Origin of the sequence: Pseudoalteromonas sp. MMG024 (assembly GCF_021654175.1) — a bacterium.
Classification (GTDB): Bacteria; Pseudomonadota; Gammaproteobacteria; order Enterobacterales; family Alteromonadaceae; genus Pseudoalteromonas.
Genome location: NZ_JAKFZO010000011.1, coordinates 112,932 through 139,487 on the forward strand (window position 1 = coordinate 112,932; position 26,556 = coordinate 139,487).

The 26,556-nt window shown below is 41.9% G+C and carries 21 protein-coding genes; 9 read left to right on the forward strand and 12 right to left on the reverse strand.

The window, feature by feature from the left end:
• Nucleotides 1-153: 153 nt before the first annotated feature.
• Both rpoZ and gmk read right to left on the reverse strand, forming a co-directional pair.
• On the reverse strand, nt 154-432 hold the full coding sequence (rpoZ, locus tag L1068_RS12400) for a DNA-directed RNA polymerase subunit omega (RefSeq protein ID WP_010561050.1): 279 nt from the start codon (nt 430-432) through the stop codon (nt 154-156).
• Nucleotides 433-509: 77 nt separating this feature from the next.
• On the reverse strand, nt 510-1,133 hold the full coding sequence (gmk, locus tag L1068_RS12405; protein WP_237130529.1) for a guanylate kinase: 624 nt from the start codon (nt 1,131-1,133) through the stop codon (nt 510-512).
• 140 nt (nt 1,134-1,273) lie between these two features.
• Between gmk and yjjX the strand changes: the two genes are divergently transcribed.
• A complete protein-coding gene (gene yjjX / locus L1068_RS12410) occupies nt 1,274-1,816 on the forward strand; it encodes an inosine/xanthosine triphosphatase (protein ID WP_237130530.1) in 543 nt (180 codons plus the stop codon).
• Between the two features lie 12 nt (nt 1,817-1,828).
• Complete coding sequence (gene yjjG / locus L1068_RS12415) at nt 1,829-2,521, forward strand: pyrimidine 5'-nucleotidase (protein ID WP_237130531.1); 693 nt, start codon at nt 1,829-1,831, stop codon at nt 2,519-2,521.
• Nucleotides 2,522-2,543: 22 nt separating this feature from the next.
• Here yjjG and L1068_RS12420 read toward each other — a convergent pair whose 3' ends face one another.
• The 3 genes from L1068_RS12420 to L1068_RS12430 form a co-directional block, all read right to left on the reverse strand.
• Complete coding sequence (locus L1068_RS12420) at nt 2,544-4,172, reverse strand: methyl-accepting chemotaxis protein (protein ID WP_237130532.1); 1,629 nt, start codon at nt 4,170-4,172, stop codon at nt 2,544-2,546.
• A gap of 231 nt (nt 4,173-4,403) precedes the next feature.
• Entirely contained in the window at nt 4,404-5,111 is a 708-nt protein-coding gene (gene rsuA / locus L1068_RS12425) for a 16S rRNA pseudouridine(516) synthase RsuA (RefSeq protein ID WP_237130575.1), read from the reverse strand.
• Between the two features lie 122 nt (nt 5,112-5,233).
• Nucleotides 5,234-8,245, reverse strand: a complete 3,012-nt coding sequence (locus L1068_RS12430; protein WP_237130533.1) for a TonB-dependent receptor — start codon at nt 8,243-8,245, stop codon at nt 5,234-5,236.
• Between the two features lie 415 nt (nt 8,246-8,660).
• Here L1068_RS12430 and L1068_RS12435 point away from each other — a divergent pair, with 415 nt between their 5' ends.
• Nucleotides 8,661-10,712, forward strand: coding sequence for a winged helix-turn-helix domain-containing protein (locus L1068_RS12435; RefSeq protein WP_237130534.1), 2,052 nt, complete (start codon nt 8,661-8,663; stop codon nt 10,710-10,712).
• Nucleotides 10,713-10,747: 35 nt separating this feature from the next.
• Here the strand turns inward: L1068_RS12435 and L1068_RS12440 are convergent, their stop codons facing one another.
• Complete coding sequence (locus L1068_RS12440; protein ID WP_237130535.1) at nt 10,748-11,335, reverse strand: hypothetical protein; 588 nt, start codon at nt 11,333-11,335, stop codon at nt 10,748-10,750.
• A 143-nt stretch (nt 11,336-11,478) separates the two neighbouring features.
• Here L1068_RS12440 and L1068_RS12445 point away from each other — a divergent pair, with 143 nt between their 5' ends.
• The 6 genes from L1068_RS12445 (at nt 11,479) to L1068_RS12470 (ending at nt 18,666) form a co-directional block, all read left to right on the forward strand.
• Nucleotides 11,479-12,282: a hypothetical protein gene (locus L1068_RS12445; protein WP_237130536.1), complete on the forward strand. Its 804-nt coding sequence runs from the start codon at nt 11,479-11,481 to the stop codon at nt 12,280-12,282.
• A complete protein-coding gene (locus L1068_RS12450; protein WP_054979101.1) occupies nt 12,279-12,902 on the forward strand; it encodes a LysE family transporter in 624 nt (207 codons plus the stop codon). The genes L1068_RS12445 and L1068_RS12450 overlap by 4 nt, the downstream gene beginning before the upstream one ends.
• Nucleotides 12,899-13,390 carry a gamma-glutamylcyclotransferase family protein gene (locus L1068_RS12455; RefSeq protein WP_237130537.1) on the forward strand — a complete coding sequence of 164 codons (492 nt, stop codon included), beginning with the start codon at nt 12,899-12,901 and terminating at the stop codon, nt 13,388-13,390. Before L1068_RS12450 ends, L1068_RS12455 begins: the two co-directional genes overlap by 4 nt.
• A gap of 7 nt (nt 13,391-13,397) precedes the next feature.
• Entirely contained in the window at nt 13,398-14,957 is a 1,560-nt protein-coding gene (locus L1068_RS12460; RefSeq protein ID WP_237130538.1) for a serine hydrolase, read from the forward strand.
• 73 nt (nt 14,958-15,030) lie between these two features.
• Nucleotides 15,031-15,948, forward strand: coding sequence for a histone deacetylase family protein (locus L1068_RS12465; RefSeq protein WP_105170964.1), 918 nt, complete (start codon nt 15,031-15,033; stop codon nt 15,946-15,948).
• Between the two features lie 153 nt (nt 15,949-16,101).
• Complete coding sequence (locus tag L1068_RS12470) at nt 16,102-18,666, forward strand: EAL domain-containing protein (RefSeq protein WP_237130539.1); 2,565 nt, start codon at nt 16,102-16,104, stop codon at nt 18,664-18,666.
• Here L1068_RS12470 and L1068_RS12475 read toward each other — a convergent pair.
• From L1068_RS12475 to fis, 6 genes are all read right to left on the reverse strand, one after another.
• The gene (locus L1068_RS12475; RefSeq protein WP_237130576.1) at nt 18,635-19,447 is read right to left on the reverse strand and encodes a DUF2797 domain-containing protein; all 813 of its coding nucleotides are present in this window, start codon (nt 19,445-19,447) and stop codon (nt 18,635-18,637) included. The two genes, L1068_RS12470 and L1068_RS12475, sit on opposite strands and share 32 nt — an antisense overlap.
• Before the next feature lie 50 nt (nt 19,448-19,497).
• Nucleotides 19,498-22,029 (reverse strand): EAL domain-containing protein, encoded by a 2,532-nt coding sequence (locus tag L1068_RS12480; protein ID WP_237130540.1) that lies wholly within the window; start codon nt 22,027-22,029, stop codon nt 19,498-19,500.
• 159 nt (nt 22,030-22,188) lie between these two features.
• Nucleotides 22,189-23,478, reverse strand: coding sequence for a phosphoribosylamine--glycine ligase (purD, locus tag L1068_RS12485; protein ID WP_237130541.1), 1,290 nt, complete (start codon nt 23,476-23,478; stop codon nt 22,189-22,191).
• Nucleotides 23,479-23,491: 13 nt separating this feature from the next.
• A complete protein-coding gene (locus L1068_RS12490) occupies nt 23,492-24,310 on the reverse strand; it encodes a methyltransferase (RefSeq protein WP_237130542.1) in 819 nt (272 codons plus the stop codon).
• A 100-nt stretch (nt 24,311-24,410) separates the two neighbouring features.
• Nucleotides 24,411-26,003 carry a bifunctional phosphoribosylaminoimidazolecarboxamide formyltransferase/IMP cyclohydrolase gene (gene purH, locus L1068_RS12495; RefSeq protein ID WP_237130543.1) on the reverse strand — a complete coding sequence of 531 codons (1,593 nt, stop codon included), beginning with the start codon at nt 26,001-26,003 and terminating at the stop codon, nt 24,411-24,413.
• A gap of 250 nt (nt 26,004-26,253) precedes the next feature.
• Nucleotides 26,254-26,544, reverse strand: coding sequence for a DNA-binding transcriptional regulator Fis (gene fis / locus L1068_RS12500; RefSeq protein WP_010561030.1), 291 nt, complete (start codon nt 26,542-26,544; stop codon nt 26,254-26,256).
• Nucleotides 26,545-26,556: the final 12 nt, after the last annotated feature.

The window sequence follows — 26,556 nt, forward strand, 5'->3', positions numbered from 1 at the left end:
TGATGCTCCAATACTAGCTATAGAGGGGAATTGATAACAATATACGATGAATTGGAAGGGATTGCCAACGACTGTTTCTTATTAAAAAGTCGAACAGTCGCTGGAAAAGCTACTCAGCTAAGAAAAGCGTGAGTAGGGAGCAATAATTATTGCTTATTGGTGACCACCACCAACGATAGCAGCAACCGCAGCTAGCTCAGCCGCTTCTTGGTTTTGCTGATCTTCACGCTCTAGTGAATCTAAAGAATCATTGGTGATGAAACCTTTTTCAATTTCACGTAGTGCGATTACAGTTGGCTTGTCGTTTTCAGCATCAACCATAGGATCTTTGCCACCAGTTGCGATTTGGCGCGCACGGCGAGCCGCAACTAAAATAAGGTCAAAACGGTTACCAATCTTATCTACTGCATCTTCAACAGTTACTCGAGCCATCAGGCACTCCAAAAATTTATTATTCGCAAAAGCGTAGTTTACTTGATGCGAAGAAAATAGCCAATACTTGGATTGATTTAATCCGCTAATAAGTCGTTCAGCAGTTGCTGGTGCTTATGCGTTTGGTTGGTTTGTGCCAAGCGCGAGGCAAAGGCGATGGTTTCCAACTGGTAAAGTGCAGTATCAAAATCGTCATTCACAATGAGATAATCATATTCATTGTAATGAGAGGTTTCTGATTGTGCTTTTGCCATTCGGCTCGAGATAACTTCGGCGCTGTCTTGGCCTCGGCTATTTAAACGCGCTTCAAGTTCTTGCTTTGATGGTGGCAAAATAAAAATAGTGCGTACATCTGAAACAAGCTCTCTTACTTGGCGCGCGCCTTGCCAATCAATATCTAAAAACACATCAATGCCATTCGCTAATTGCGTTTCAATGCTTTGTTTTGACGTGCCATAGTAGTTATCAAACACTTGTGCCCATTCAAAAAAGCCATCGTCAGCAATGACTTGTTTAAATTCATCTTGCGTTACAAAATGATAGTGCACGCCGTTTTCTTCACCCGGACGAGGTGAGCGTGTGGTGTGTGATACCGATACTTTCATATCGCTATGGCGTTCTAACAGTGCGTTGATAAGGCTTGATTTACCTGCACCAGAAGGAGCTGACAAAATAAACAAATTACCACGAGCTTGGCTCATAATCTTTCCTAAAACATAAGTTTCGCTAAACCACCGACTTGCTAATTCAGTAGGCAGTCAGCACAATGGCGATATTATAAAAACTCGCAGCGCATTTAGAAAGCGATAGGCGACTTTTAATTGACAAAGAATTGTAAGAAATGAGTAAAGAAAGCCAAAAAATTATTGTTGGGTCGACAAATCCCGTAAAAATAAACGCAGTAAGCAATGCATTTTCTGCCATGTTTCCAAACATTGATTTCACCTGTGAAGGTGTATTTGCACCATCCGAGGTGGCAGACCAACCAATGACTGCAGAAGAGACCTTACTAGGTGCAAAAAACCGAGTTGCTTACACAAAAGCGCATTTTCAGGCGGATTGGTATGTTGCGATAGAGGGCGGTGTAGATAACTTTAGTTATGGTCCTGCGACCTTTGCTTACATTGTGATTGATAACAAACAGCATGTGCAAGTTGGCCGCAGTAGCAATTTACCTATGCCAAACGTGGTTTATCGTGCGCTTTGCGAAGGTGAAGAACTGGGTCATGTAATGGATAGGTTATTTGACACTGAGAATATAAAACAAAAGGGCGGGGCAATGGCGTTGTTAACTAATAACTTAGTTACGCGAGAGAGCGTTTACACTATGGCCATAACTACCGCGCTTGCACCATTTGTTAATCAACAACTGTTTAATTTGTAAAATGGATAATTAATGAAGTACCAATGGATCGTTTTTGATGCTGATGAAACCTTGTTTCATTTTGATGCATTTGCAGGTTTAAAACAGCTATTTTCAAACTACGATATCGTATTTGAAAAGTCTGATTTTGATGAGTTTCAAGCCGTTAATAAGCCGCTTTGGGTAGATTATCAAAATGGCACAATTACCGCTAAAGAATTACAAATAAAGCGTTTCACACGTTGGGGTGAAACGTTAGACGTGGCACCTGAATTACTTAATCAACAATTTATTGCAGCCATGGCTGATATTTGTCAGTGTTTGCCGGGTGCACGTAAATTACTTGAGTTACTGCATGGTAAAGCAAAGCTTGCGATTATCACTAACGGCTTTACCGCACTGCAGCAGGTGCGCCTAGCTCGCACTGACTTAACCCACTTTTTTGAGCATGTCATTATCTCTGAGCAAGTGGGGGTAGCAAAACCAAATATCGCGATTTTCGACCATGCGCTGCAGCTGTTTGACAATCCAGATAAATCAAACGTATTAATGGTTGGTGATACGTTGAGTTCAGATATTTTAGGTGGTAAAAATGCGGGCCTTGATACTTGCTGGATTAATCATGCGGGTGATAAAGAATTAGATACGGTAGGTGCTACCTATCAAGTGAACTGCTTAACGGGTTTGTATAATCTGATTACCTCATTACAAGCCGAAAGCAATTAGTGCTTTCGGCTTTGAATTAACGTCATACTTCAAACTTGGCGATTTCTTTTTCCAGATTTTTAGTAAATGATTTAATCTGATCTGTGGCTTTATGCGCATCAAGTGAAACGCGCGCGGTATTTTCAGCGGTATCAGAAATATGCACCACTCGCTGCGCTGTATCTTCACCTGCTTGCAACTGCTCTTTTGCTGCAACTGAGATCTGATGGCTCATTTCCGTAATCGCTGAGAGCGACTGGGCAATACGCGCAAGCTCCTCCGCGGCTTTTTGTGATTTGGTAACGGTTTCTTCACTGGTGCTAATACTTTGCGTAACTGATGACTTAGCATCTTTGGTTGCCGATTGTAGTTTAGCAATCATTTGTTGAATTTCTTCGGTGCTGGCTTGGGTGCGCTGCGCTAGTTGACGTACTTCGTCGGCAACAACCGCAAACCCGCGCCCTTGGTCACCTGCACGGGCTGCCTCAATTGCGGCATTAAGGGCAAGTAAGTTGGTTTGCTCAGCAATGCCTTGGATAACGCTTAACACGCTTTCGATATTGTTTACCTCGTCATCTAAGGTTTGAATATTATCGCCCGCATTTTCAATTTGCTTTTCTAGCAGCTCAATTGTTGTGGCCGCTTCTTTAGTAAGAATATTCGCGCTTTTACCTTGTTCTTCGGCTTCTTTTACTGAATACGCAGCTTGCTCAGCGTGGTCGGCGACCGTTGCGGCTGATGCAGTTAGTTCGGTAATTGCCGAGGCAACTACATGGGTTTCTTTACTCAGTGAATTTGTGAGCTGATCGAGTTCCTGCGAACGTGTTTCAGAAGCGCGTACTTCATCTTGCAGCGCATCAGATACATTTTTGATACCACCAACCACTTCTTGCAAACCGAGTTGCATATAGTTAATTGCGCCGGCGACACTGTTTTTATCTACGCTTTGAAATGCATGGGTGGTTTTTAAGTTACCGCGAGAGGCGCTCATTACGGCGGATTGAACATGGTTAATTTCACCACCCAACGATTTATTTAAATCTAGGCCAAATTTGGCAAGTACGGCTGATAGCACAACAGCTATGAAAATTGACAGTGTAAGTAGCCAACTTGCCGTTTGCCAGTATCGCTCGTCTACTTCTTTGTAGCTAATGCCGGTACCTATGTACCAGCCCCAATCTTTTGTTTTTTGTACTACAGACGTTAAATCCACCACTTCGCCTTCGCGCTCAGAATCCCAATGATAGGTAATGATTTGTCCGGTTTTATTGCCAACTAAACGTTCCACCATAGCGCCAATACTGCCACCGCTGGCATCTTTAAAGTCGTTGAAACTTGTACCATGTAGTTGAGGGTCGTGTGGCGTGGCTACGAAATTGAGTTGGTTGTCTACCACATAAACGTATTCAGAGTCGTGGTATTTGTTTTCTCTGAGCATTTGAGTGGCGAGTTGCTTTGCTTGCTCTTCATTGAGCGTGCCATTTTTGCTGGCGAGTTCAAATTGGTTGACGATATTAACTGTGCTTTTCATCAGCTGGTTAATACGTGCGATATTGTCCATTTCACTGGCTTGTCGTAAGGCTTTTAAACCTAGCCCAGCAAGTGAAATTAGCGAGAGAAATAAAATAACCGTAAAAATGACTATTTTATTCTTTAAGGTTAGTGAATTCATAGGCGTTTCCTCACATCTACCTCTATAGGAGATACATCATAGCGCTGTCGCTAAGCTGCTAGCGCCATCCTGTTGTGGTATGCAAAGTGAGAGAGGAATTGATTAATTTTGTTGAAGTTTAATTTTTATTTAATCAATTCTTAGATACCGTTTGATTAAACACTAACTGCTCGTTAATGTTTAATCAAGTGTTAATCGATGGTTAAATTTCATGTTACCAAAGTGGTGTTACTAACTGGAAATTGTTTCAATTTCGTATTGAGTTAGTGGGCGATATTCACCAGGTGCTAAGTTTGGATCAAGCGCCACAGTGCCAATTTTTTCACGATGAAGCGCCACTACGCGGTTATCAACAGCAGCTAGCATGCGTTTAACTTGGTGATATTTACCTTCATAAATTGAAAGGCGCATAGAGTAATCAGCGATTTTTTCAACGATAGCTGGCTTTGTTGCACTTTTTTCACCATGCAACATCACGCCATCAGTTAGTTGTTCGCACATTTCATCTGTAATTGGCTGTTCTGTTTCAATTAAATACACTTTGTATTTTTGATAGCGCGGTGAAGTGATTTTGTGGCTCCAATCGCCGTCTGATGTAATTAACACAAGCCCTGTCGTATCGATATCGAGTCGCCCAGCAATATGGAGCTTAGCCATCATCGGCTCATCGAGTAGATCAAAGACGGTTTGATGCATTTCATCGCTATTGGCGCAAATAAAGTCTTCGGGTTTATTTAGCATGTAATAGCGCTCACCTACAGCAGTAATTTCGTCACCATACCAAGTCACAGCGTCATCGCGGGTTACTTGCGTATCGGCTTTGATAATCACTTCGCCATTAATTGTTGCGTGTTTTCTTTTAATACCTATCTTTGCTTTTGAGCGCGGCACTTCGGCAAAATGGCTTAAAAATTTATCAAGGCGGCAAGGGAATTTAATCGTCATGGCAGTGCTTATTACGGAACCAAAAATAATAGCGGGAGTATACGCAGAGATATAAAAAAAGCCAGTAAAGCTTAGCTTTACTGGCTTTTAAGCAACAAACATTGGGAAATGTTAAATTAGAAGCTGTATTGTGCACCTAAGTAAACGAAGCGACCGCGACCACCGCCGTATGCGCTGTCGTAATTGCCACGTCCACCTAGAATGTAAGGACCATTTTCATCAAATAGGTTGTTGATACCACCGAATACACGAAGTTCACTACTCTTACCGATATCCATTGTGTAGGATGCCGAGATATTGTGAGTTGTTACTGATGGTAATTCGCTGCCCCATAAAGCTTCTGGAGCTGCAACACATGCATCAGAGCCTTGTGCACAACGTTCGTCGTTAGCGGCCATATCCTCTAACCATGATTCATAGGTTGACTGGCTGCGGCGAATAGCACCTTTGTAGCGTGTACTCCAGCGAACGCGCACATCGTTTTTATACCAAGTAACTGATGCAGATGCTTTATCTTCAAATAAATCGTTTACTAATACACCTTCATAAGTATCACTAAACTGACCATCAGGACCTGTACTTGTTACTGAGTATTCAATTACATGAGTCCAATCAGCCTTGAAGCGCAGGCTGCCATACTCATCTAGGTCATAGAGATATTCAGCTGCAACATCGTAACCCTTGGTACGGATTCCATCTGTATTGATTAAACGTTGTTGTACTTCTTCAATTTGACCTTCGGTGTTACGAGTAATGTCGTTACAGAATTCATTGTTGTCACCAAAAGGTAATGCTGAATCGTAACAGAAGCCGATGATATCTTCGTTTGATAATGAAGTGATCGCATCATCAATTTGAATATCGTAGTAATCAACCGCTAAACGGAAATCTTCGATAAATGATGGAGCAATAGATACGCCTAGTGTAAAGGTATCGGCTGTTTCTTCTTTTAGATTCGAGTTACCAACATTTGGAGAGTAACCGTTGTTGTCATCTTCAAACTCACCATCTGCTGCGATTGTTGCCGCGATACCTGGGTCTTGGCGGCAGTTATCGTGTCCAGCGTCAGTTGATGTAGCTGTTACACCGTCACAGATATCGTTAAATGAATCATAATCACCGCGAGGAGGTGACATTAGGTCAGTGATAGTTGGAGCACGCTGTGCGCGAGCCCAATTTGCACGTACCATGTAGCCATCAACAGGCACATAGATTAGGCCCGTTTTGTAACTTTGGATTAAACCTGTTGAAGACCAAGAATAATCAGCAAAACGTGCAGAAACTTCTAGATCAAGGCTTTGTGCACCTGTAACGTCTTTTAGAAGTGGAATAGCAGCTTCACCGAATGCTTCATATACACTTACGTCGCCTTTGAAGTCAGGAACATAGTTAAATGTAACGCCACCTTCTGGTACGTTTGTTTCAACACTTTGCTCATCTTTGCGGTATTCAAAGCCAAATGCTGATGATACTGCGCCAGCCGGCATATCAAATAAATCACCTGCAACATATCCCATAACTGTTGTTTGTTCGATATTAGAAGTGATTTCGGTGTTAGCACGAATATAGTTTGCCGCTTCAGGGGTAATTGAGCCTTCACCAAACAGGTTTAGTGGTACACAACCTTCAGCGCGTGCATCAGCATCTTTACATTGAATCGTGCCATCAGCGAGTACTTCTGCATTTAAAGCATTGCGAACATTAGCTACAAATAACTCATTTGAACGCTCTTGTTCTTGTTTAAATTTACCGTAGCTTACAGATAAATCCCAATCCCAATCATTCCAAATGGTACCACGTGCACCTGCCCAAGTACGTAGGGTATCACGAGTGTTTTTATTTAAAATTTGGCCTACTTCAATAAAGTTACGGTCCCACTTCACGCCACGAGAGCTCGCTTGTTCACGAATTTCTTCTGGCATATATGGGTTATCGTATGGGATGCGACCAATACAGTCCGAGCCAAATATCCCGGTTGTCGTGTCATGAGTAATAATTGAATCACACTCATCTTCACTTTCTGGTGACTTTAAATTTTCAGAAGTATTACGGCTATATTGAGCTTGGAAATATACTTCGACATCGTCATTTACTTCAAATTCGGTTTTACCGGCAATAGCAAGCGCTTTGTCAGGTACTTTCAACATAGTGTATTGATTGTAATCGATACCATAGCGTTCTTCATGCCAATCATCACGAAGTGTTTGACCGTCATACCAAAAGCCTGCATCTGGACGTGTTGAGCTTTTCTCGTCAAATACACCGCCTGGAATAGAGTCACTTAAACTGCGCCAATCAGCACGCGAAATGTCACGCATACACTGATAACCGGATTCGGTAAGCATCTGGTTACACATTTCATCGTCGTCATACCTCCATGAATCCATTTGTTGAGCACGATCGCGATCCCAGTAACTTAGGCCTTTCTGTTCGTCATAAGTTAAGCTTAAAAAAGCATAGCCTCGCTCATTGCCATAGGTTGTACCGAAGTCTGAATCGATAGTGAATTCTTTTGCGCCGCCTTCAGTGCTTTCACCACCGCGGGCCTTAATACTAAATCCTTCTTTATCTTGTTGAGTAATAATGTTTACTACACCTGCAATCGCATCAGAGCCATAAGCCGCAGATGCACCACCTGTAATAATTTCAACTTTATCTACCATACTGGTTGGAATAGTACTTAGGCTTACATAATTGCCAGAGTATGAGTTTGAAACGACACGGCGGCCATCAATTAGCGTAAGAGTACGGTTAGTACCAAGCTCTCGCAGATCGATGGTAGATAGACCTGTGTTTTGAACACTTGACTGAGAGTTTGAGTTGCTTGAACCTTCAGATACCTGAGGTAGTTCGTTTACTAAAATCTCTGATAATGAGCCAAGGCCAGTGTCATCGATGGCATTGCGATCCATAGTTGCGATAGGTGTTGCAACTGAAAAACTGTCACGTTTAATACGTGAACCGGTAACGGTAATTTTTTCTGGCGCCTCTTTTTTCGCTGCTTGCTGCGATACATTATTTGATTGTGCAACAGCTTGACGCTCTACCTCTGCATCAGCCCATGCATTGCCAGAAATAGCAAATGCAATTGCTGCTGCAACTGAACACTTATTAGTATTAATTCCCACGTTGATTTCCCCTTGAGGATTTGTTCGCCCTGTTTGCCAGAGCAATCATTTTAGTTATTGTAAAGTTTGACTAGTAACAGCATATCGTTGATGTTAACTGTGATGCTGCTGTTACTAGTCAGCTCAAAGCATTTGCGCTACATAAATGATTTGAGTAAGCCAAGGAGGCCTATCATGGTTTTAAAGCAGTGGTTATCTGAGCTCAATACTCAGGCTCTCTATTCTTCCACTTTTTAATGTCTATTTAATATCTATTTAATTATTTTTATTTAATAACAATTGGTTATGAGTTTTTTTGGTGGTGTGTGATCGATTTAGAAACAGACATAGAATATGCAGTTAGACGCAATAATTTTGCAACTAAACAGTATTTTTAGGTAAGCTTGAGTGCATAAAAACGAAGATTAAATCGATAATGAATAGCGCTGCGCCATATTTTTTAGGTCGGGTAGAAGTTAACCCGTTAGAACACACTTTAGTGCGTGATGAACGAACTATTTCATTGCAACCAAAGTTTATAGAGTTACTGTGCTATTTGGCAGAGCAACAGCCAGAGCTTTTGACACGTCAGCAAATAATTGATCATGTGTGGGATGGTAATAATTATGTTGGTGAGAAAGCGCTTACCAATGCGATTTGGCACCTGCGAAAAGCTTTAAAAGAGCTCGATAGCGAACAAGAGTTTATTGAAACAGTGCGAAAGTCAGGTTATCGACTGCTAGTAGCACCAGTATTCGCTGAACAGCAAGATACCGTTTTTCTGCAAATATCTTCACGTAATATTAAACAGCTAGGGCTATTTATCGGTTTTGTACTGAGTATCGTTTTTGCGTGGCTACTTTGGCCAGAACCACACCAAAAAGTGTATCAGCAACCTGAGTTGATAACTCAGTATCCCGGGCGAGAGCTATTTCCTAGCGTATCAAATGATGGTCGTTACTTGGTTTATTCTTGGCGACAAATGGACCGAAAAATAGATCTTTATCGTAAAGACCTACAACAGCCAGATCTTAAACACACAAAAATAACACATACTCCCGGCAGTGAATCTCGCTCCGTATGGGCCCATGATGATTCAAAACTCTATTATTACCGAAGACTAAGCTCACGCTGCGAAGTGCTAAGCGTCAATATGAATGACTTTGCGATTGAAACGCATGGCGAATGTTCAAATTCATCGAATGATGTTGCGGTATCGCCAGATGGTAAATTGCTCGCTTATGTGGGGGTTGATCCTGAAAACACCACGCGTGGTGTGTACATTAAACAACTTGATTTAAATGAGCCCGCAAGACGTATTCGTTGTAACAATTGTGAATCGGGGGAAAGCGAAGCAATTGATTTTAGCCCCGATAGCACGCGATTAGCTATCTCTCGTAATTTGGCAAATGGTAACGAAGATATTTTTATCTACGATCTACAAACTAAAACAGAGCAGCGAGTAGTGACCGGGCTCCCTGATATTCGTGGTTTAGCATGGCAACCTGATGCTGAAAAAATTGTATTTTCAGCCATAATGCATGGCAACCGCCATGGGTTTGAACTGGACTTAAATCGTAAACAAAAAACCAATTTAAATGTTGACGGGTTTAGCTATCCGGCATTTGATAGGGCGGGTAATCTTTATTATCACGATTGGAAAATAGATACCTCTATTATGCGCTTAGAGCTGGATAGTGATGTTGCTGCGTCTCCATTTCCACTAATTCAATCTGAGTTTAACTTTCGTTATCCCGATTACTCTCAAGCTGCAGGCAAGTTAGCGTTTATTTCTAATGAGTCGGGTTTTGATGAAGTGTGGACATCAAGTCTTGATGGTACCCAGCGCAAGCAGCTAACTCAGTTAAAATTTCATGCTCGTAACCCTATTTGGTCACCCGACGGTAAGAAAATCGCATTTACCGCAAATAATGGTCAAGAAAGCCGGTTGTATGTACTTGATGCGCAAACCAGTCAGCTACAGCAAATCAAAACAGATCTTAATTATTATGGTAAAGCACGTTGGTCGCAAGATGGTAGTGCGCTGTATTCGGCATCGGTTGGAGACATCTATCGCATTGAAATTGAATCTGGTATTGCGACACGAATTACTCGCGGGGCGCATGCAATAGAAGTAAAAGAAAATCAATTGATTGTTTACAAAGAAGGTAAAGGGCTTTGGCGGGTATCAATTAATGGCGAATTAATTGACGAACAGTCATTAATTAAGAATTTAAAGTTGGCAAATAGCACAGGTTGGCATGTTACTGAGCAGGGGATTTATTACTTTAAAGTACGTGGCCATGACTATCGTTTGAGTTTTTATGATTTTGCTAATAATCAAGATAAAGACGTATTGCGTGTGCCTGAACGTGCATTCTCGCGCTCGCGCGGCATGAGTTTTGTGCCAAGCAAACAGTGGTTGTTGTTTACGGGTTATGAATCGCCGCAAGTCGATATTAAACGAATGCGCAAAGACTATGATTAAAAGAAAAGGGACCCAAGCCCCTTTTTTATATATTTTTAGAAGCGATACATCACGCCTAAATTAAACTGGAATTGGTTTAGTACCTCACCATCAAAATACCAATCACATTGCGTGCCGTTTGGGTCGATTTGGCACACGGTGGTTGAATCATTTTTTAAAATAGTGGCTAACCAACGGGCTTCTCCTAATGCGATGATGTTGTCGGTAATTTTATACTCTAAGCCGCCATATAAACCGGTGGCAAAAAAACTATCTGAATCGGAAAAGTTAGATGAAATATGATTAACACCTACTTGCGCACCAAGATAGCTTGAAAGCTGTTTATTAACAGGTAAAACAACTGCGCTTTGAAATAATAAATAATTTAGGTCTAGCTCATAGTTAGCTGCATTTCGCTGACTACTCGACATGCGCGAGTAATACAAACCGTATTTAGAAATACCATCATGTTTATCAAGGCTAAAGCCAAAGTTAGCATCGTCTTTAATGTCTATTTTTGTGCCGTTTTCGGTTTCTAATTCTTGGTTTAACGATTGTCCATAGTAACCCGCTATGGCAATGTCGGCGGTGCTCGAAAAACTCAAAGCGAGCAAAATAGTTGCGAGTGAAAGCTTAGCGCGCATCTGATTTCCTATTCCTAAAAATACTCAACGTAATGAAGAGTATACGCTTTTGAATAAAATTTCAGCCTGTTTGTCGTAAAAGGTTTATTTTCGCGGTGGGGCTGGATTAATATGAATAACTAGGTTTTTAAACGTTGTACGCTATGACTTTTGGATTCAAAAATACACTACTCAATATTATTAAAACCCAACCTGTGGTGGATCAGCACAGCGAAGCATGGATCTTGGATACATTTTTATGGGTATATCAAGAATTTGATGGTGATGTACTGTTAAACGATATGCGTTTTGTTTTACCAAATGCTGAGTTTTTCCCCGAGCAGGTCAGTAGTATTGAGCAAATGGCCAGCTATGTTTTTACTCAGGTAAAACAGTATGCTGGCATGCAGGCTTGGCCAATCCAGCTGGTGGCGCCACATCAAATATCAGAACAGAGTTTTCCATATTTAGAGTTTGCCAATGTTAAACGTGGTGAAAGCGCAGAGCTGACTGCTGCGAGTGGTTCTTTGAATATATCTTTCAATCCCAATCAAATAAATCAACCGCAAGATTTAATTGCGTCTTTTTCACAATCGTTAGCGCATATCAATGTGTTGCAAAATCGAAGCTTGCCACCAGGCGGTCAGGAGTTTGTGCCACAAGCGGTTGATTTGTTGTCGTGCTTTATGGGCTTTGGTGTGATGATGGCAAATACGGCGTATCAATTTCGTGGTGGCTGTGGTTCGTGTTACAACCCGTACGCAAATCGCAGTGCGACGTTGAATGAATCTGAGCTAATTTACATTTTGGCTTTATTGTTAAAGGCCAAAAATCTACCGTTATCGCATATTTCAGCGCACTTGAAGCCGCATCTACGTGCCATGCTAAAGCGTGCAAATAAACAATTAGAGAACACTATAAAGCAATCAGCAAACCCAATGCTGATCGCATTAACGGAGGTTAAGTGAACTATCTCGACGAATTTTTATTAATTGCAATTAGCCACTTTTTTGCAGTCGCAAGTCCAGGCCCTGATTTTGCGTTAGTGCTCAAGCAGAGCATTCAAAAGGGACGAAACAATGCGCTTGTAACAAGTGCGGGTATCGCAACAGGGATTTTGGTGCATGTAAGCTATTGTGTGCTCGGTGTGGCGATTGTGATCTCGCAATCACCTACCGTGTTTGCAGCACTTAAATATTTGGCGGCGGCGTATTTAGCGTATATTGGTGTCATGGCGTTACGAGCGAAGCCTACGGACCAGCAAGCGCAGCAAGTGCAAACCAATACAAAGTCTGAATCCATGGTTAAAGCGTTTAGTCGAGGCTTTTTAGTTAATGCGCTTAACCCTAAAGCAACCTTGTTTTTCTTAAGCTTATTTACCTTGGTTATCAGTGTCGAAACACCGATTACAGTACAAGTGGGCTATGGATTATATATGGCTGTTGCAACTTTAGTGTGGTTTAGCTTTTTATCTGTTGTTTTGAGTCGTTCAAAGGTGCGTGCGTTTTTCTTACGTGCCGGACATTGGTTTGATCGCGGCATCGGTGTGGTGTTAATTGGTTTGGCAATTAGAGTGGTGTGGGTATGATTTATTACAACCTAGCGTATGGTTCAAATATGTCGCTGAATCGACTATTAGCAAGGTTGCCTAATGCTACCCGTATTGGTGTATCTACTGTAACAGGGTTTACCTTAACATTTGATAAGCAAGGGTTTGACGGCTCGGGTAAATGTAATGCGCTGAAAACCGATAATCACGATGATGTGTTATACGGTGTGCTCTACAAAATAACCCAAGATGAAAAACACATTTTGGATGAAATAGAAGGGCCGCGTTACGACAACCAGCAAATCGTTGTAACCAATGAATGTGGTAGCCAATTTAATGCATACTGCTATGTTGCTAATACGCTGTGCCAGCAACATTTACCGTATGACTGGTATTTAAAACATGTATTAACCGGAGCCTTAGAAGCAAAACTACCGCAGCAATACATCGACAATATTCGCGCGCAAGCAACACAAACAGATACCGATTCCGCGCGCGCAGAACGTGAATTTTCAATATATAAATAAGAACATTATGAAAAAATTAGTGAGTAAATTAACCCTAGCTCTTAGCGTAATCGCCTCGAGTCAGGTGTATGCAGCAATTGATAGTAAGCAACTTGAACAGACCATTACACAGTCAATGACGCGCTTTGATGTACCGGGTATGGCGGTTGCTATTGTAGAAAATGGTGAAGTGGTATTTTCTAAAGGGTTTGGTGTGAGACACCTAGAGTCAGGTGAAAAAGTAAATAAGCATACGTTATTTGGTATTGCGTCAAATACCAAAGCATTTACCGCAGCAGCACTTGCAATGCTTGTTGACCAAGGCAAATTAAACTGGGATGACAAAGTAATTGACCACCTACCTGAATTTCGCATGTACGACCCATATGCAACACGTGAAGCGACCATTCGCGATTTATTAAGTCACCGTGCCGGACTAGGCTTAGGAACGGGTGATTTAACCATTTGGCCAGATACCGACAAACCTGTTGAAGACGTAATTCATGGCATTCGCTATTTAAAGCCAGTTTCAAGCTTTCGCAGTAAGTATACCTATAACAACTTAATGTTTGTAACTGCGGGTGAAGTTGTTGCACGTATATCGGGAAAATCGTGGCAAGAATTTATTGAGCAAGAGATGCTAACCCCGCTTGGTATGCCGCTTTCAAAAGCGGGCTTTTCACGTATTCCAAAATCTAATAGAAATTGGGCAACCGGTCATATTCCGATGGACGGAAAACTACACCCATTTTTTGTTAATTACCTTGAAGATTTTAGAGGGGCTGGGGCGATTGCATCAAATGTTGATGAAATGGCTAATTGGCTAAAAACACAATTAGCGGGTGGTGAAATGCCATCTGGTAAGGTGCTGTTTACTGAAAAACAGCAAGCACAAATGTGGCATCCGCATATTACAAGCATGGCATCAAAAAATGCGTTTAATGACTATCGTCAACAATTTCGCGGTTACGGCTTGGGTTGGTCAATTGAAGATTATCAAGGCTATAAAAAAGTCGGCCATGGCGGCGGTATTTTAGGTATGGTGTCACAAGTTACGTTAGTACCAGAGGAGCAATTAGGTATCGTTGTGTTGTCGAACCAACAAGCGTTTAGTGCCTTAAGTGCAATTACTCACGAAGTACTAGAAGATGCGCTTGATTTACCAAATAAAGACTGGGTTGAAGATCTCGCTAAAAAGCATTTTGAACGTAAAAAGAAAGCGTACGAAAAAGCCGAAGTAGAACAGCCAAAGCAAATTCAAAAAGCATTACCATTGTCAGCGTATGCCACGAGGTACAACGATAATTGGTATGGCGATATTGTGATTGCAGAGCAAAATGGCAAGCTGACAATCGACTTTACCCATTCAGCACGTTTAAAAGGTACGCTAGAACACTTTAACGGTAATACCTTTATTGTACGTTGGCAGGAAAAACTACTTGAAGCTGATGCATTTATTGAGTTTGAAATGAGCCCAACAAATCAAGTGCGTAGCGCAAAAATGCGCGCTGTAGCACCAAGCGTAACTGACTTCAGTTTTGATTTTCATAATCTGCACCTTACGCCAGTCAAAAGCGATAAGTCTTAACCGACCAAAGTAGCAAAGTCGGGATAACCTGACTTTGCTAAACTGAGCCGCGACATAAGGTTTGGAGACCAGCATGCGCACCGCGATAATTTCACATACAGACTGTCGAAAGCATAAGATGATTGAAGACCACCCAGAGTGTGCTTCACGGCTTGATGCAATCAATGATCGTATTTTAGCTGCTGGTATAGATATCGCTTTAACGCACTTAGATGCACCGCTGGTTGAGCGCCAACAATTATTGATGGCACACAGCGAAAGTCTGATTAAATCTGTAGAAGATAAAATTCCAGAGCAAGGGTTAGTTGACCTTGATGGTGATACTTGGCTCTGCCCTGACAGTTTACTTGCGGCAAAACGAGCAGCAGGCTCTGGTTTGTTAGCCGTTGATAAGATTTTAGCTGGTGAGTTAGATGCGGCATTTTGTGCAGTAAGACCGCCAGGCCATCATGCGACCAAAACCACCTCATCTGGCTTTTGCATCTTTAATAATGTTGCGGTTGCAGTACGTTATGCTCAGCAACAGGGCATTAAGCGCATTGCGATACTTGATATTGATGTACACCACGGCAACGGCACACAAGATATTTTTATCGACGATATGGATGTGTTGTTTTGTTCTATTTTCCAGCACCCATTCTACCCTAATACCGCAATTGACAGTAATGAGCATGTGATTAATACCCCCATGACTGCCGGAATGGCGGGGGATGATTTTGAGCGTGCACTTTTGCATACGTGGTTTCCAAAGTTAAAGCAGTTTGAGCCTGAGCTTATTTTTATCAGTGCAGGGTTTGATGCCCATTACGAAGATGATATGGGCGGCTTACAGCTTGTTGAAAGTGATTACGCTTGGTTTACCGAACAAGTGGTATCCTTATGTAAGCAAGTAAACTGCAAAGGGATTATTTCGATGCTAGAAGGCGGCTACAATAATTCAGCACTCGGGCGTTCTGTTGCCACACATGTTAAGGCGTTGGCTGAACTCTAATCTCTCAATTTATAGACCCTAGTTAGGTACACCTTTCTATTACGCAATCGCTGTATAATTTATAAAATTGGCGTTACTTGTTCTGTATCAAAATTAACCTCAGTAAATCCACGTAAAATCCCATTACCTGACAAAGTTTAATTGGTTTCTACTATGCCCCAATCAAGCAAAAAGCTGCGTGTTGAAGATGTTATGTCAACTGAGCTCCTGGTATGCGACCCCGAGCAAAGTCTCGCCGATTGTGCATGCCGCATGCGAAACGATAATGTAAGCTCTATTTTTGTTAAACAAGATGGCAAGATCATTGGGGTGTGGACCGAAGGGGATTGCGCTAAAGTGGATTTTTCGGATCCAAGCATTTTTCATCAGCCAGTCAAAGCGCATATGACATCGCCGGTTAAAACGGTTGATCATTTAACTCAGTTATCTGAAGTAACAGTTCTGTTCCATAGTTATGGTTTTCGCCATTTATTAGTGATGAAAGGTGGGGGCAGTGAACCTGTAGGTGTTATTAGTTTAAGTGATGTTGTGCGCAGTCAGGGTCTTGAGCATTATCTTCACTTTAAAACCATAGAAAGCAGCTACGTATCAGAAGTACCTATCGCGAAAAGTGATTTACCAATTGCCCAAGTTAGCGAAATTATGCGTCAGCGCCATTCAAATTTTGTTTTACTGGATAATCCTGCGGTAGGTCAAACCGGCATTATAACTGAGCGCGATTTACTTACTATGCTTAGCCGTCAACAAGTTGATCAGCAAGCTTGGCATTACGCGAGCTGGCCTCTTTTAACGGTACATTATCAAACAAGCCTTTATAAGGCTTATCAAATTCTCAAGTTAAAGCAAATACGTCATCTAATTGTCGAAGATGATAATGGCAAAATATTGGGGGTATTAGCACTTCGTAATATTCTCAGCGAGATTGAATCCGCGTATATGCAGGAGCTAGAAACGGTATTGCATCAACGCGATAGAGCGTTGCAAAAGTCACAAAAGAACTTGTACTTAGCCGAGCAAATCATCAATGCATCGCCTGATGGCATTATGATTACGGATTCGCGCAACACCATTTTGCAAGTCAATCCAGCTTTCACCCAACTTACAGGTTACAGCGAGCAGGAAGTGCTCGGCCAAAAGCCGTCAATGTTGAGCTCTGGCCGTCATGACAAAAGCTTTTACGATAAAATGTGGGCACAGTTAAGGCAAAAAGGGGTGTGGCAAGGAGAAATTTACAATCGCAAGCGCAATGGTGAAACCTATTTAGAATGGCTAACAATTATCTGTATTCGCGAAAGCGATGAAGAAGAGGCGCTATACGCGGCAATTTTTAGTGATATTACCGAGCGAAAGCGCAATGAAAAACGTATTAAAACGCTCGCTTATTTTGACGAGTTAACTCACTTACCTAACCGCCGCTTGTTTAACGACCGCTTAGAGATGGCGTTGGCAACGGCACATCGCGATGACACAAAAATAGCGGTGATGTTTCTCGACCTCGATCATTTTAAGCAAGTAAACGATACATTAGGCCACAGCGCCGGTGACTTGTTACTTAAACAAGTGGCAAAACGCTTACAAAGTTGCATGCATGAAGGCGATACGCTGGCGCGCTTAGGTGGTGATGAGTTCACTTTATTACTTACTGAAATTGATGAGGTGAAAAACATCCATCGCTGTGCCGCCAACTTAATTGAAGCATTAAAAGCGCCAATTCAAGTGGGTAATACGGAAATTGTGATCACTACCTCTATTGGTGGGGCGGTGTATCCCGACGATGGTGAAGACGCAGAAACGCTGTTAAAGCACGCTGATATTGCCATGTATCGCTCAAAAGAAATTGGTCGCAACTCATTTCAACTGTATAAACCTGCAATGAATGCGCGCTCGTTAGAGCGCATGGCAATTGAGAGCAAACTAAAACATGCCCTAATTAATAATGAATTCAGTCTGTATTACCAACCTAAAATAGACAGTTTTACTCATCACGTAGTAGGCGCAGAAGCCTTATTGCGTTGGCATGATAACGAGTTAGGGTTTATCTCGCCTGCAAACTTTATCCCTTTAGCGGAAGAGCTAGGTTTAATTGTGGATATTGATATTTGGGTAATTAATGCAGCGTGTAAACAAATTCAAATTTGGCAGAAAAATGGCTTTTTTGATAAACGTATTTCCGTCAACGTATCGGCGCTTCACTTTACGCAAGGTGATTTGGCACAAACAGTGAAAAATGCACTTAGTATCTGGCAGGTAGACGGGCGTTTTCTTGAAATTGAAATAACCGAAAGCAGCTTTATTCGCTCATTAGAAGACGCGAAAAAGGTGCTTAAAGCCCTTAAAAAACTTGGTGTGAGCTTATCGCTAGATGACTTTGGCACAGGTTACTCGGCGCTAAGCTATTTAGCCCGTTTACCGATTGATACGTTAAAAATAGATGCTAGCTTTATTGCCAAAGTACCAGACGAATATGGCAATAGCCAAATAGTGAAAGCGATTGTGGCAATGGCGCATAGCTTAGAATTAAACCTTGTCGCAGAAGGCGTGGAACAAGCCCATCAGCTCGCTTTTTTACAAGAACTAGATTGCCATGCAATTCAGGGGTATTTCTTTAGTAAACCGCTTACGGCACAGCAATTTGAGCTGTTCTGCGAAGTGCATCGTCCAGCAAAACAGCAAATGGATTTGAGTTCTAATAACTCACAGTCACTTCGTACGAGGTAAACTTTCGAATATTAATCACGCCAGTATCGAAAATTAGATATTGGCCTTTAATGCCTTTTAATACGCCTGTTACTTCAGGGTTCTTGTCGAAATTAAACGAGCTAATTTTGCTTGGGAACTCTGATATAGGGAAATCCAGTTCAACTACCTCTTCGTCGAGTTCAGTGATGGCCGTTGCACCAAAGAGTTCGCTTAATTCTGTTAGCTTTGGCCTAATTTGCTCGATAAGCGCAGCGCCTTGGCTTTTTAGGTCAATTGCTTCGCCGTTCCCTTTTAGCATATTGCGCCAATTGGTTTTATCGGCGATAAACTCAGCTAAAGCAACTTCTAATAAACCTGATTGATGACGTGTTGCCACTTTAAAAATAGGTAAAGCTTGAGTTGCACCTTGGTCAATCCAACGCGTTGGGATTTGCGTATGGCGCGTAATACCTACTTTAATTGCGGTCGTATTTGCAAGATACACATAGTGCGGGATCATGCAGTTTTCTTCGCCCCACTCTGGCTCGCGACAGGTGCCTTGGTCGAAGTGGCAGGTTTCTGGCTTCATAATACACATATCGCAACTAGCGAGTTTGCGCATACAAACAAAGCAATGACCTTGTGAATAACTCTTTTTGGTTTTTTTGCCGCAGTTGCTACAAAAGATATTACCGCTGTAGGTCAAGGTGATGGATTTGCCAATTAAAGCGTTTAAGTCAACGGTTTGATCGCCCACCGGTAATTGGTAGCTGATTGGCGAAGTAAGACTGCTTTGCATTTTACGCAAAGTGCCTGTTATTGGTGTTGCTTGCATTTATAGCCCCTAATCAAGCAAAAAAGGCTATCGTATCAAAGCTCGCTGAGATTACCAATGCGAGATTGTTGCGTCAGCAGAAATGAGTTTAAAACTCTAAAGTTCATGGTTGGTGCAAGTAACTCACCTTGCATAAAGTCACATTGACACTGGTTGACAATATCGGCAAATTCTTGGTTATCAACATCGATGGCGGTTACGGTTAAATCTAGCCCTTTGGCAACTTCAACCATTGCGCTAAGTAATAGGGTAAGTTTATGGCCTTGCATATTACCTTTGGTAAATAAGTGGCCAATTCTGACGTCACTAAAGCCAGAGTCTGGCGCTTCGAACAAGCGATCAAGGTCACCGTGGAAATTATCTAAACCGAATTTAAAGCCTAAATCAGTGAGTTTTTGCAGTGTCTCTTTTAGCTGGCTCATTTCGCTGTTGATCGGTTGTTGGGTGTAGATCATGATATTTTCAGTATCAATATGCGTTACCTTTTCAGATAACCAACCCACAAAGCCGCTATGGTTTAGTTGACTGAGTGACAAGGTAAGCGACAACTGACAGTTTAGATGGCTGTCTTTTAATGTTGATATCGCATCAAACAGTTCTGAAAATAACCAGCGATTAAGGTGTACATTTAAACCAGTATCAATCGCGAGTTTTATAATTTCTTGTTGGCTAATTTCGCCAAATTCTTCATGCGGCCAAGCAAATTGGCAACTGACTGACACTAGTTTTTTATTTTTTACGTGATAGACCGGGGTAAAACTTAATGTTAGCTGTTTTTGTTCGATGGCGTTGTGTAACTCTGAGGCAAGATTGAATTGTTGCCCAATATCCGTGCCGCTTTCTTTTTTATAGTGCAATAGTGCAACGCCTTGCTGCTTCGCCTGAAACAGCGTTTGCCATGTTTTACGTAGCAATAAACCGCTACGTTGGTTGCTATAAATACTCGAACACGTGGCAATATGGCTCGATAAATTAAGTAAAATACCATCAATCATAAGCGATGACGGGATATGTGCTTGAATAGTCTGTAAGTGTTTATTTAGCGCTTCTCGATTAGTGCCATGGTTGAGCAGTAGCGCAAATACACCGTCACGTAAGTAAGCGAGCTTTACGGTGTTTAGGCCTTGCTCTTCAATGGTCAAAACACTGGAATGATTTTTTAAAATAGGTTGCAGCGAAGAACACACCTGATTAACTAAATCCTTCTTCGCTTTAGGGGCCATATAAGGAATAAATTGGCCAAAGTTTTTTAGCTCAATGAAGCAGGTAATAAAGTTGTGTTGTTGTTCAATCAACTGGGTGATTTTGTATTTGTATAGGGTTTCATTTGGCAGCTGAGAACTCGAATCGTGAGTGGCTTTAAAGTAACTTTCACGCTGTTGATGTGAAAACTTATCAGCTAATGCCATTGCCATTAACAGTACTTCAAGCAGTACGCCAATTAAGAATGCATGACGAGTTAAGAAGGTGTGTTCGAGCACGCCTACTAAAACAAGAGGCTGCATTGCACCGCTAATAATTAGTGGTAACCAAGAAAAGAAGTAGTACTTCGCCCACACAAAGTCGGTAAGCAAGCGGTTAAACACGATAAGCACGATAGTAATATAAAGCGGTACCATGCAAACAAAAAATACTGGTGCGGCTTGGTATTCAGGTAATACTAAACTGGCTAGTGCGCCAAGACATAAAATAACTAAGGTGACACGGATCAGTGTATTGAGTTTTGTTTTAATTGTGGCATAACGTAAAAATAACGAGCCGAAAATCAACGCGCAGATAGCCACACTAAAATTGCTAGTAACTACGTATTTTTGCAATAGGTATTGCATAGAAGTCGGCCAAATATAATAGCCAAACCCTAACACCGATCCCATCATCATCAAGGTAGAAATGATATAGCCAATATACGCGAGATAAACACTGTCGCGAATACTGATAAACAAAATTAGGTTATACAGCGCAATCATCACGGCTACGCCGATAAACAGGCCCCAGATCAAATAGCTAAACTTTCGTACGCTTTGAAAGTTATCCACTTGATAGATGTAAATGGGCGTTTTGCTAATTCCGCTGGTTTTAATGCGCGCCAATATGCTGGTATTGCTTTTCGCAGCAAGGGAAAATTCAAGGTGTAGGAATGCTTGTTGGTGAATATTTAAGTTGGCAACCGTATCACCCAGTTGCTTATGACTTATAACCCGATTATTTTCATCAAGTTGCCAAACCTCAAGTTGGTCAAGCATTGGATTATCAAAATGTGCAGTGAGGATCTCTGTTGCATCGGTACGATTTGTTACTGCTACTTTTACCCAGTAACTCTGCGTGCCAAATTGCCACGGAATATCGGCAATTTCTGAATTTTGAAACTTTTGTTTTAAAGCATCATCAAACGTGGCGTTGCTTTGCTCATCAATCCAATATGATGAATTTAAATAAATCGCATGGGTGCGTTCAATTGAGTTGGTTGTTGGATCGCCAATATTAAATAGCAATGAGCCTATTACCAAGGATAAAGCCATAAATAGCAAACATGCTATAAATAAAAAAATAGGCTTTAACTGATTCATGGGCTTCCTTGATATTTAAGGGTTTTTAAAGGTTAGATGAATTTTTAATAAATAGGTAGCGAATAATACCAATTTAGTATGGCTGCTGTGTGCGTTTAAGACAAAAAAAATCAACCTACTCAGCGTAGGTTGATTTTTTGAACTGGTTTATAGTGGCTATTAGCTGTTATTTTCGCGAGCAATAGCGCGATAAGCGATATCGGTACGGAACTCAACACCTTGCCAGTTAATTTCATCAACCAGTTTATAAGCGTTTTGCTGCGCTTCAGTTACTGTGTTGCCAAGTGCTGTTGCACATAATACGCGACCACCTGCTGTAACGACATTGTCGCCATCTTGCTTAGTGCCTGCGTGGAATACTTTCGTGCCTTCAGCATAATCAACACGTAAACCAGAGATAGTGTCACCTTTCGGGTAAGAACCAGGGTAACCAGCAGCTGCTAGTACGACACCCACAGCTGCGCGTGAATCAAACTGAATGTCAGTTTTATCAAGCTCTACACGGTTAGCCGCTTCAATTAATTCAACTAGGTCTGATTGTAAGCGAAGCATAATTGGTTGTGTTTCAGGATCGCCAAAACGGCAGTTATATTCAATTACTTTAGGTGTGCCATCAGCAGTAATCATTAAACCTGCGTATAAGAAACCTGTGTAAGGGTGGCCTTCATCACTCATACCTTTAACAGTAGGGTAGATTACATCGTCCATAATACGCTGGTGGATGTCAGCGGTAACAACTGGTGCTGGTGAATATGCACCCATGCCGCCAGTATTTGGGCCTTTGTCTTCGTTGTAAGCGCGTTTGTGATCTTGAGAGGTAGCAAACGGAAGTACGTTTTCACCATCTACCATTACAATAAATGATGCTTCTTCACCTTCTAAGAATTCTTCAATTACTACGCGGCTACCTGCATCGCCAAACGCATTGCCTGCAAGCATATCGCGAATTGCGTCTTCAGCTTCTTGCTCAGTCATGGCAACGATTACACCTTTACCAGCTGCTAAGCCGTCGGCTTTAACAACAATTGGCGCGCCTTTTTCTTTTAGGTAAACAAGTGCTGGCTCGATTTGTTCAAACGTTTGATAATCCGCTGTTGGGATTTTATGGCGTGCTAAGAAATCTTTAGTGAAAGACTTAGAACCTTCAAGTTGTGCAGCTGCGGCTGTTGGGCCGAAGATCGCAAGACCTTCTTCACGGAACTTATCAACCACACCAATTACAAGTGGTGCTTCTGGACCAACAATGGTCAGTTCAACATTGTTCTCTTTAGCAAATGCCACAAGTGCATCAATGTCTTCTACACCAATTGCGATGTTCTCAAGCTTAGGTTCAAGCGCTGTACCTGCGTTACCAGGTGCTACAAATACCGTGTTTACTTTCGCTGACTGCGCTGCTTTAAACGCAAGAGCGTGTTCGCGACCACCACTACCAATTACTAATACGTTCATTGGACTATCCTACCTATTGAGGTTTTCTAAACTTTAATGTCATACGATCACTTTCACCAATGGCTTGGTACTTGGCGATATCTTTTTCACCCAAGGCTAAGCGTGGTGGTAAGGTCCAAACACCTTTTTCGTGATCGGCTGTATCTAATGGATTGGCGTTAACTTCACTTACGGCTTCTAAAACAAATCCTGCTTTTTCGGCATACTCAATAACCCAGCTTTGTTTTACATAACCAGAACGCTTGGCTTTTGCGCTATCGCGGTTTTCTGGTAGGCGATGATCAACAACGCCAAGAATTCCGCCTGGTTTTAATGCGCTATAAAATGCTTTAAAGGCTTCGTTAATGCCTTCAATGTCTTTTTGCATATACCAGTTATGTAAATTGCGAAAGGTTAATACCAGATCAGCGCTTTCTGCAGGCGCAATGTTATGGTGGGTGCCAGGATAAAACTCAGAAAGTGTAACGTTTTCATATACATCATCGCTTGCTAATTTATCTTGGAATTGATTAAGCGAGCGTTGATAGTATTTTACTTCTGAATCGGAAGGAAAATGAGCTGCGAAATATTGACCATTTTGCTGTAATACTGGTGCCAGTATTTCAGTATACCAACCGCCGCCAGGCCATACTTCAACAACGGTCATCTCTGGCTGTAGGCCAAAAAATTTCAGTGTTTCTTTTGGGTGACGGTATTGATCGCGCGCTTTATTATCGTTTGAACGATTTTCAGCAGTCGCAGTTTTGGTAAGCAATGTATCGATATCGGTCGATGCACATCCAGCTAAAGTAAGCGACAGGGCAGTTACTAAGGCTTTTACTGTGAATTTCATTTTCTTCCTAGTTTTTATTTTTATTAAGCAACATTAAGTAAAATTAACAGCTTAGTGCAAGCGAGCAAAGTGCTTGCACTAATAAGTTTGCAAGTAAATATTAATGGCGGAAATGACGCATGCCAGTAAATACCATTGCCATGCCGTGCTCATCTGCAGCAGCGATAACTTCTTCATCGCGCATTGAACCACCAGGCTGAATTACCGCAGTAATGCCCGCTTCAGCAGCCGCGTCGATACCGTCACGGAATGGGAAGAAAGCATCAGATGCCATTACAGAACCTGCTACTTCTAGGTTTTCATCGGCAGCTTTAATGCCTGCAATTTTGGCTGAGTAAACGCGGCTCATTTGGCCAGCGCCTACACCAATTGTCATGCCGTCTTTTGCATAAACAATTGCGTTTGATTTAACAAACTTAGCCACTTTCCAGCAGAACATTAAGTCTTTTAACTCTTGCTCAGTTGGTTGTTTTTTAGAAACTACGCGTAGGTCGCCCATATCAACCATGCCTTGGTCACGGTCTTGCACTAAGATGCCACCGTTGACACGCTTGATGTCAACGCCAGTAGTTTGGGTATTCCACTGACCACACTCAAGTAAACGTACATTTTGTTTCGCTGATACAATTTGTGCTGCTGCGTCAGATACGCTTGGCGCAATAATTACTTCAACAAATTGACGTGAAACAATAGCTTCAGCTGTGTCTGCATCGAGTTCGCGGTTAAATGCAATGATGCCGCCAAACGCTGATGTAGGGTCAGTTTTGAAGGCGCGGTCGTATGCGTCAAGAATGTTGTCACCAATTGACACGCCGCATGGGTTTGCATGTTTAACGATTACACATGCAGGTGCGTCGAATTCTTTAACACACTCAAGCGCTGCGTCAGTGTCTGCAATGTTATTGTACGAAAGGGCTTTGCCTTGTAACTGTTTTGCAGTGGCAACAGACGCTTCTTCAATGTCGTTTTCAACATAGAATGCGGCATCTTGGTGTGAGTTTTCACCGTAGCGCATATCTTGCTTTTTAGTGAATTGGAAATTGATAGTGCGTGGGAACTTAGACTCTTCAGTTTCCGCTGCATTTTCGCTGTAATCTGGTACTTGTGTACCGAAGTAGTTCGCGATCATGCCATCGTACTGTGCAGTATGCTCAAATGCAGCAATTGCTAGGTCAAAACGCGTTTCATACGTTGTTGCGCCATCGTTTGCATTCATTTCAGCAATAACTCGGTCGTAGTCGCCAGCATTTACAATAATGGTTACGTCTTTGTTGTTTTTAGCCGCAGCGCGTACCATTGTTGGGCCGCCGATATCGATGTTTTCAATCGCGTCTTCCAGTGAGCAACCTTCTTTTGCAACGGTTTGTGCGAATGGGTAAAGGTTAACAACTACCATGTCGATTGCAGAAATATTATTTGCTTCCATTACACCTTCGTCAGTACCGCGACGCGCTAAAATGCCGCCGTGAATTTTTGGGTGTAATGTTTTAACACGACCATCCATGATCTCAGGGTGACCTGTGTGGTCTGAAACTTCTGTTACTGCGATGCCGTTGTCTGCAAGTAGCTTACATGTACCGCCAGTTGAAAGAAGTTCAACGCCTTTCTCAGAAAGCGCGCGAGCAAATTCTACAATACCGGTTTTGTCTGAAACGCTTAATAAAGCGCGACGAATTGGACGTAATGTATCCATGGTAGTTTTGATTACCTCAAAATTTGATTGATAGTGCGAGAAAACACTTAATTTAAACGAATATTTTAACTTACTTTTGCTTATAACTCGACGACCATTTGTCGCTTTTATAAACAAGAGCTGTAGCGCTGGTCTTTACCTAAATTAAATTTGAACGTGAATTTAATTTAGTGTGTTTTTCGGGGTTAGAAAAACAAAAAAGCACCCGAGGATTCCCAAGGGTGCTTTTTATTGCACCGTTAGGTGCTAATTAGTTCATACCGTACTTTTTAAGCTTCTTACGAAGAGTACCACGGTTGATACCTAGTAAGATTGCTGCGCGAGTTTGGTTACCGCGAGTATATGTCATTACTTCTTCAAGTAACGGCGCTTCAAGTTCTGAAAGAACTAGCTCGTAAACATCTTGTACATCTTGACCATTAAGTTGCTTTAAGTAGTTGTGCACTGCTTTTTTACAAGCGTCGCGTAATGGTTGTGGTTTCTCTTGAGACTGAACGTGTGCGTTAGTAATAAATGGAGAAGTCACGTTTTGTTCGAACATCGTCTTTCTTAC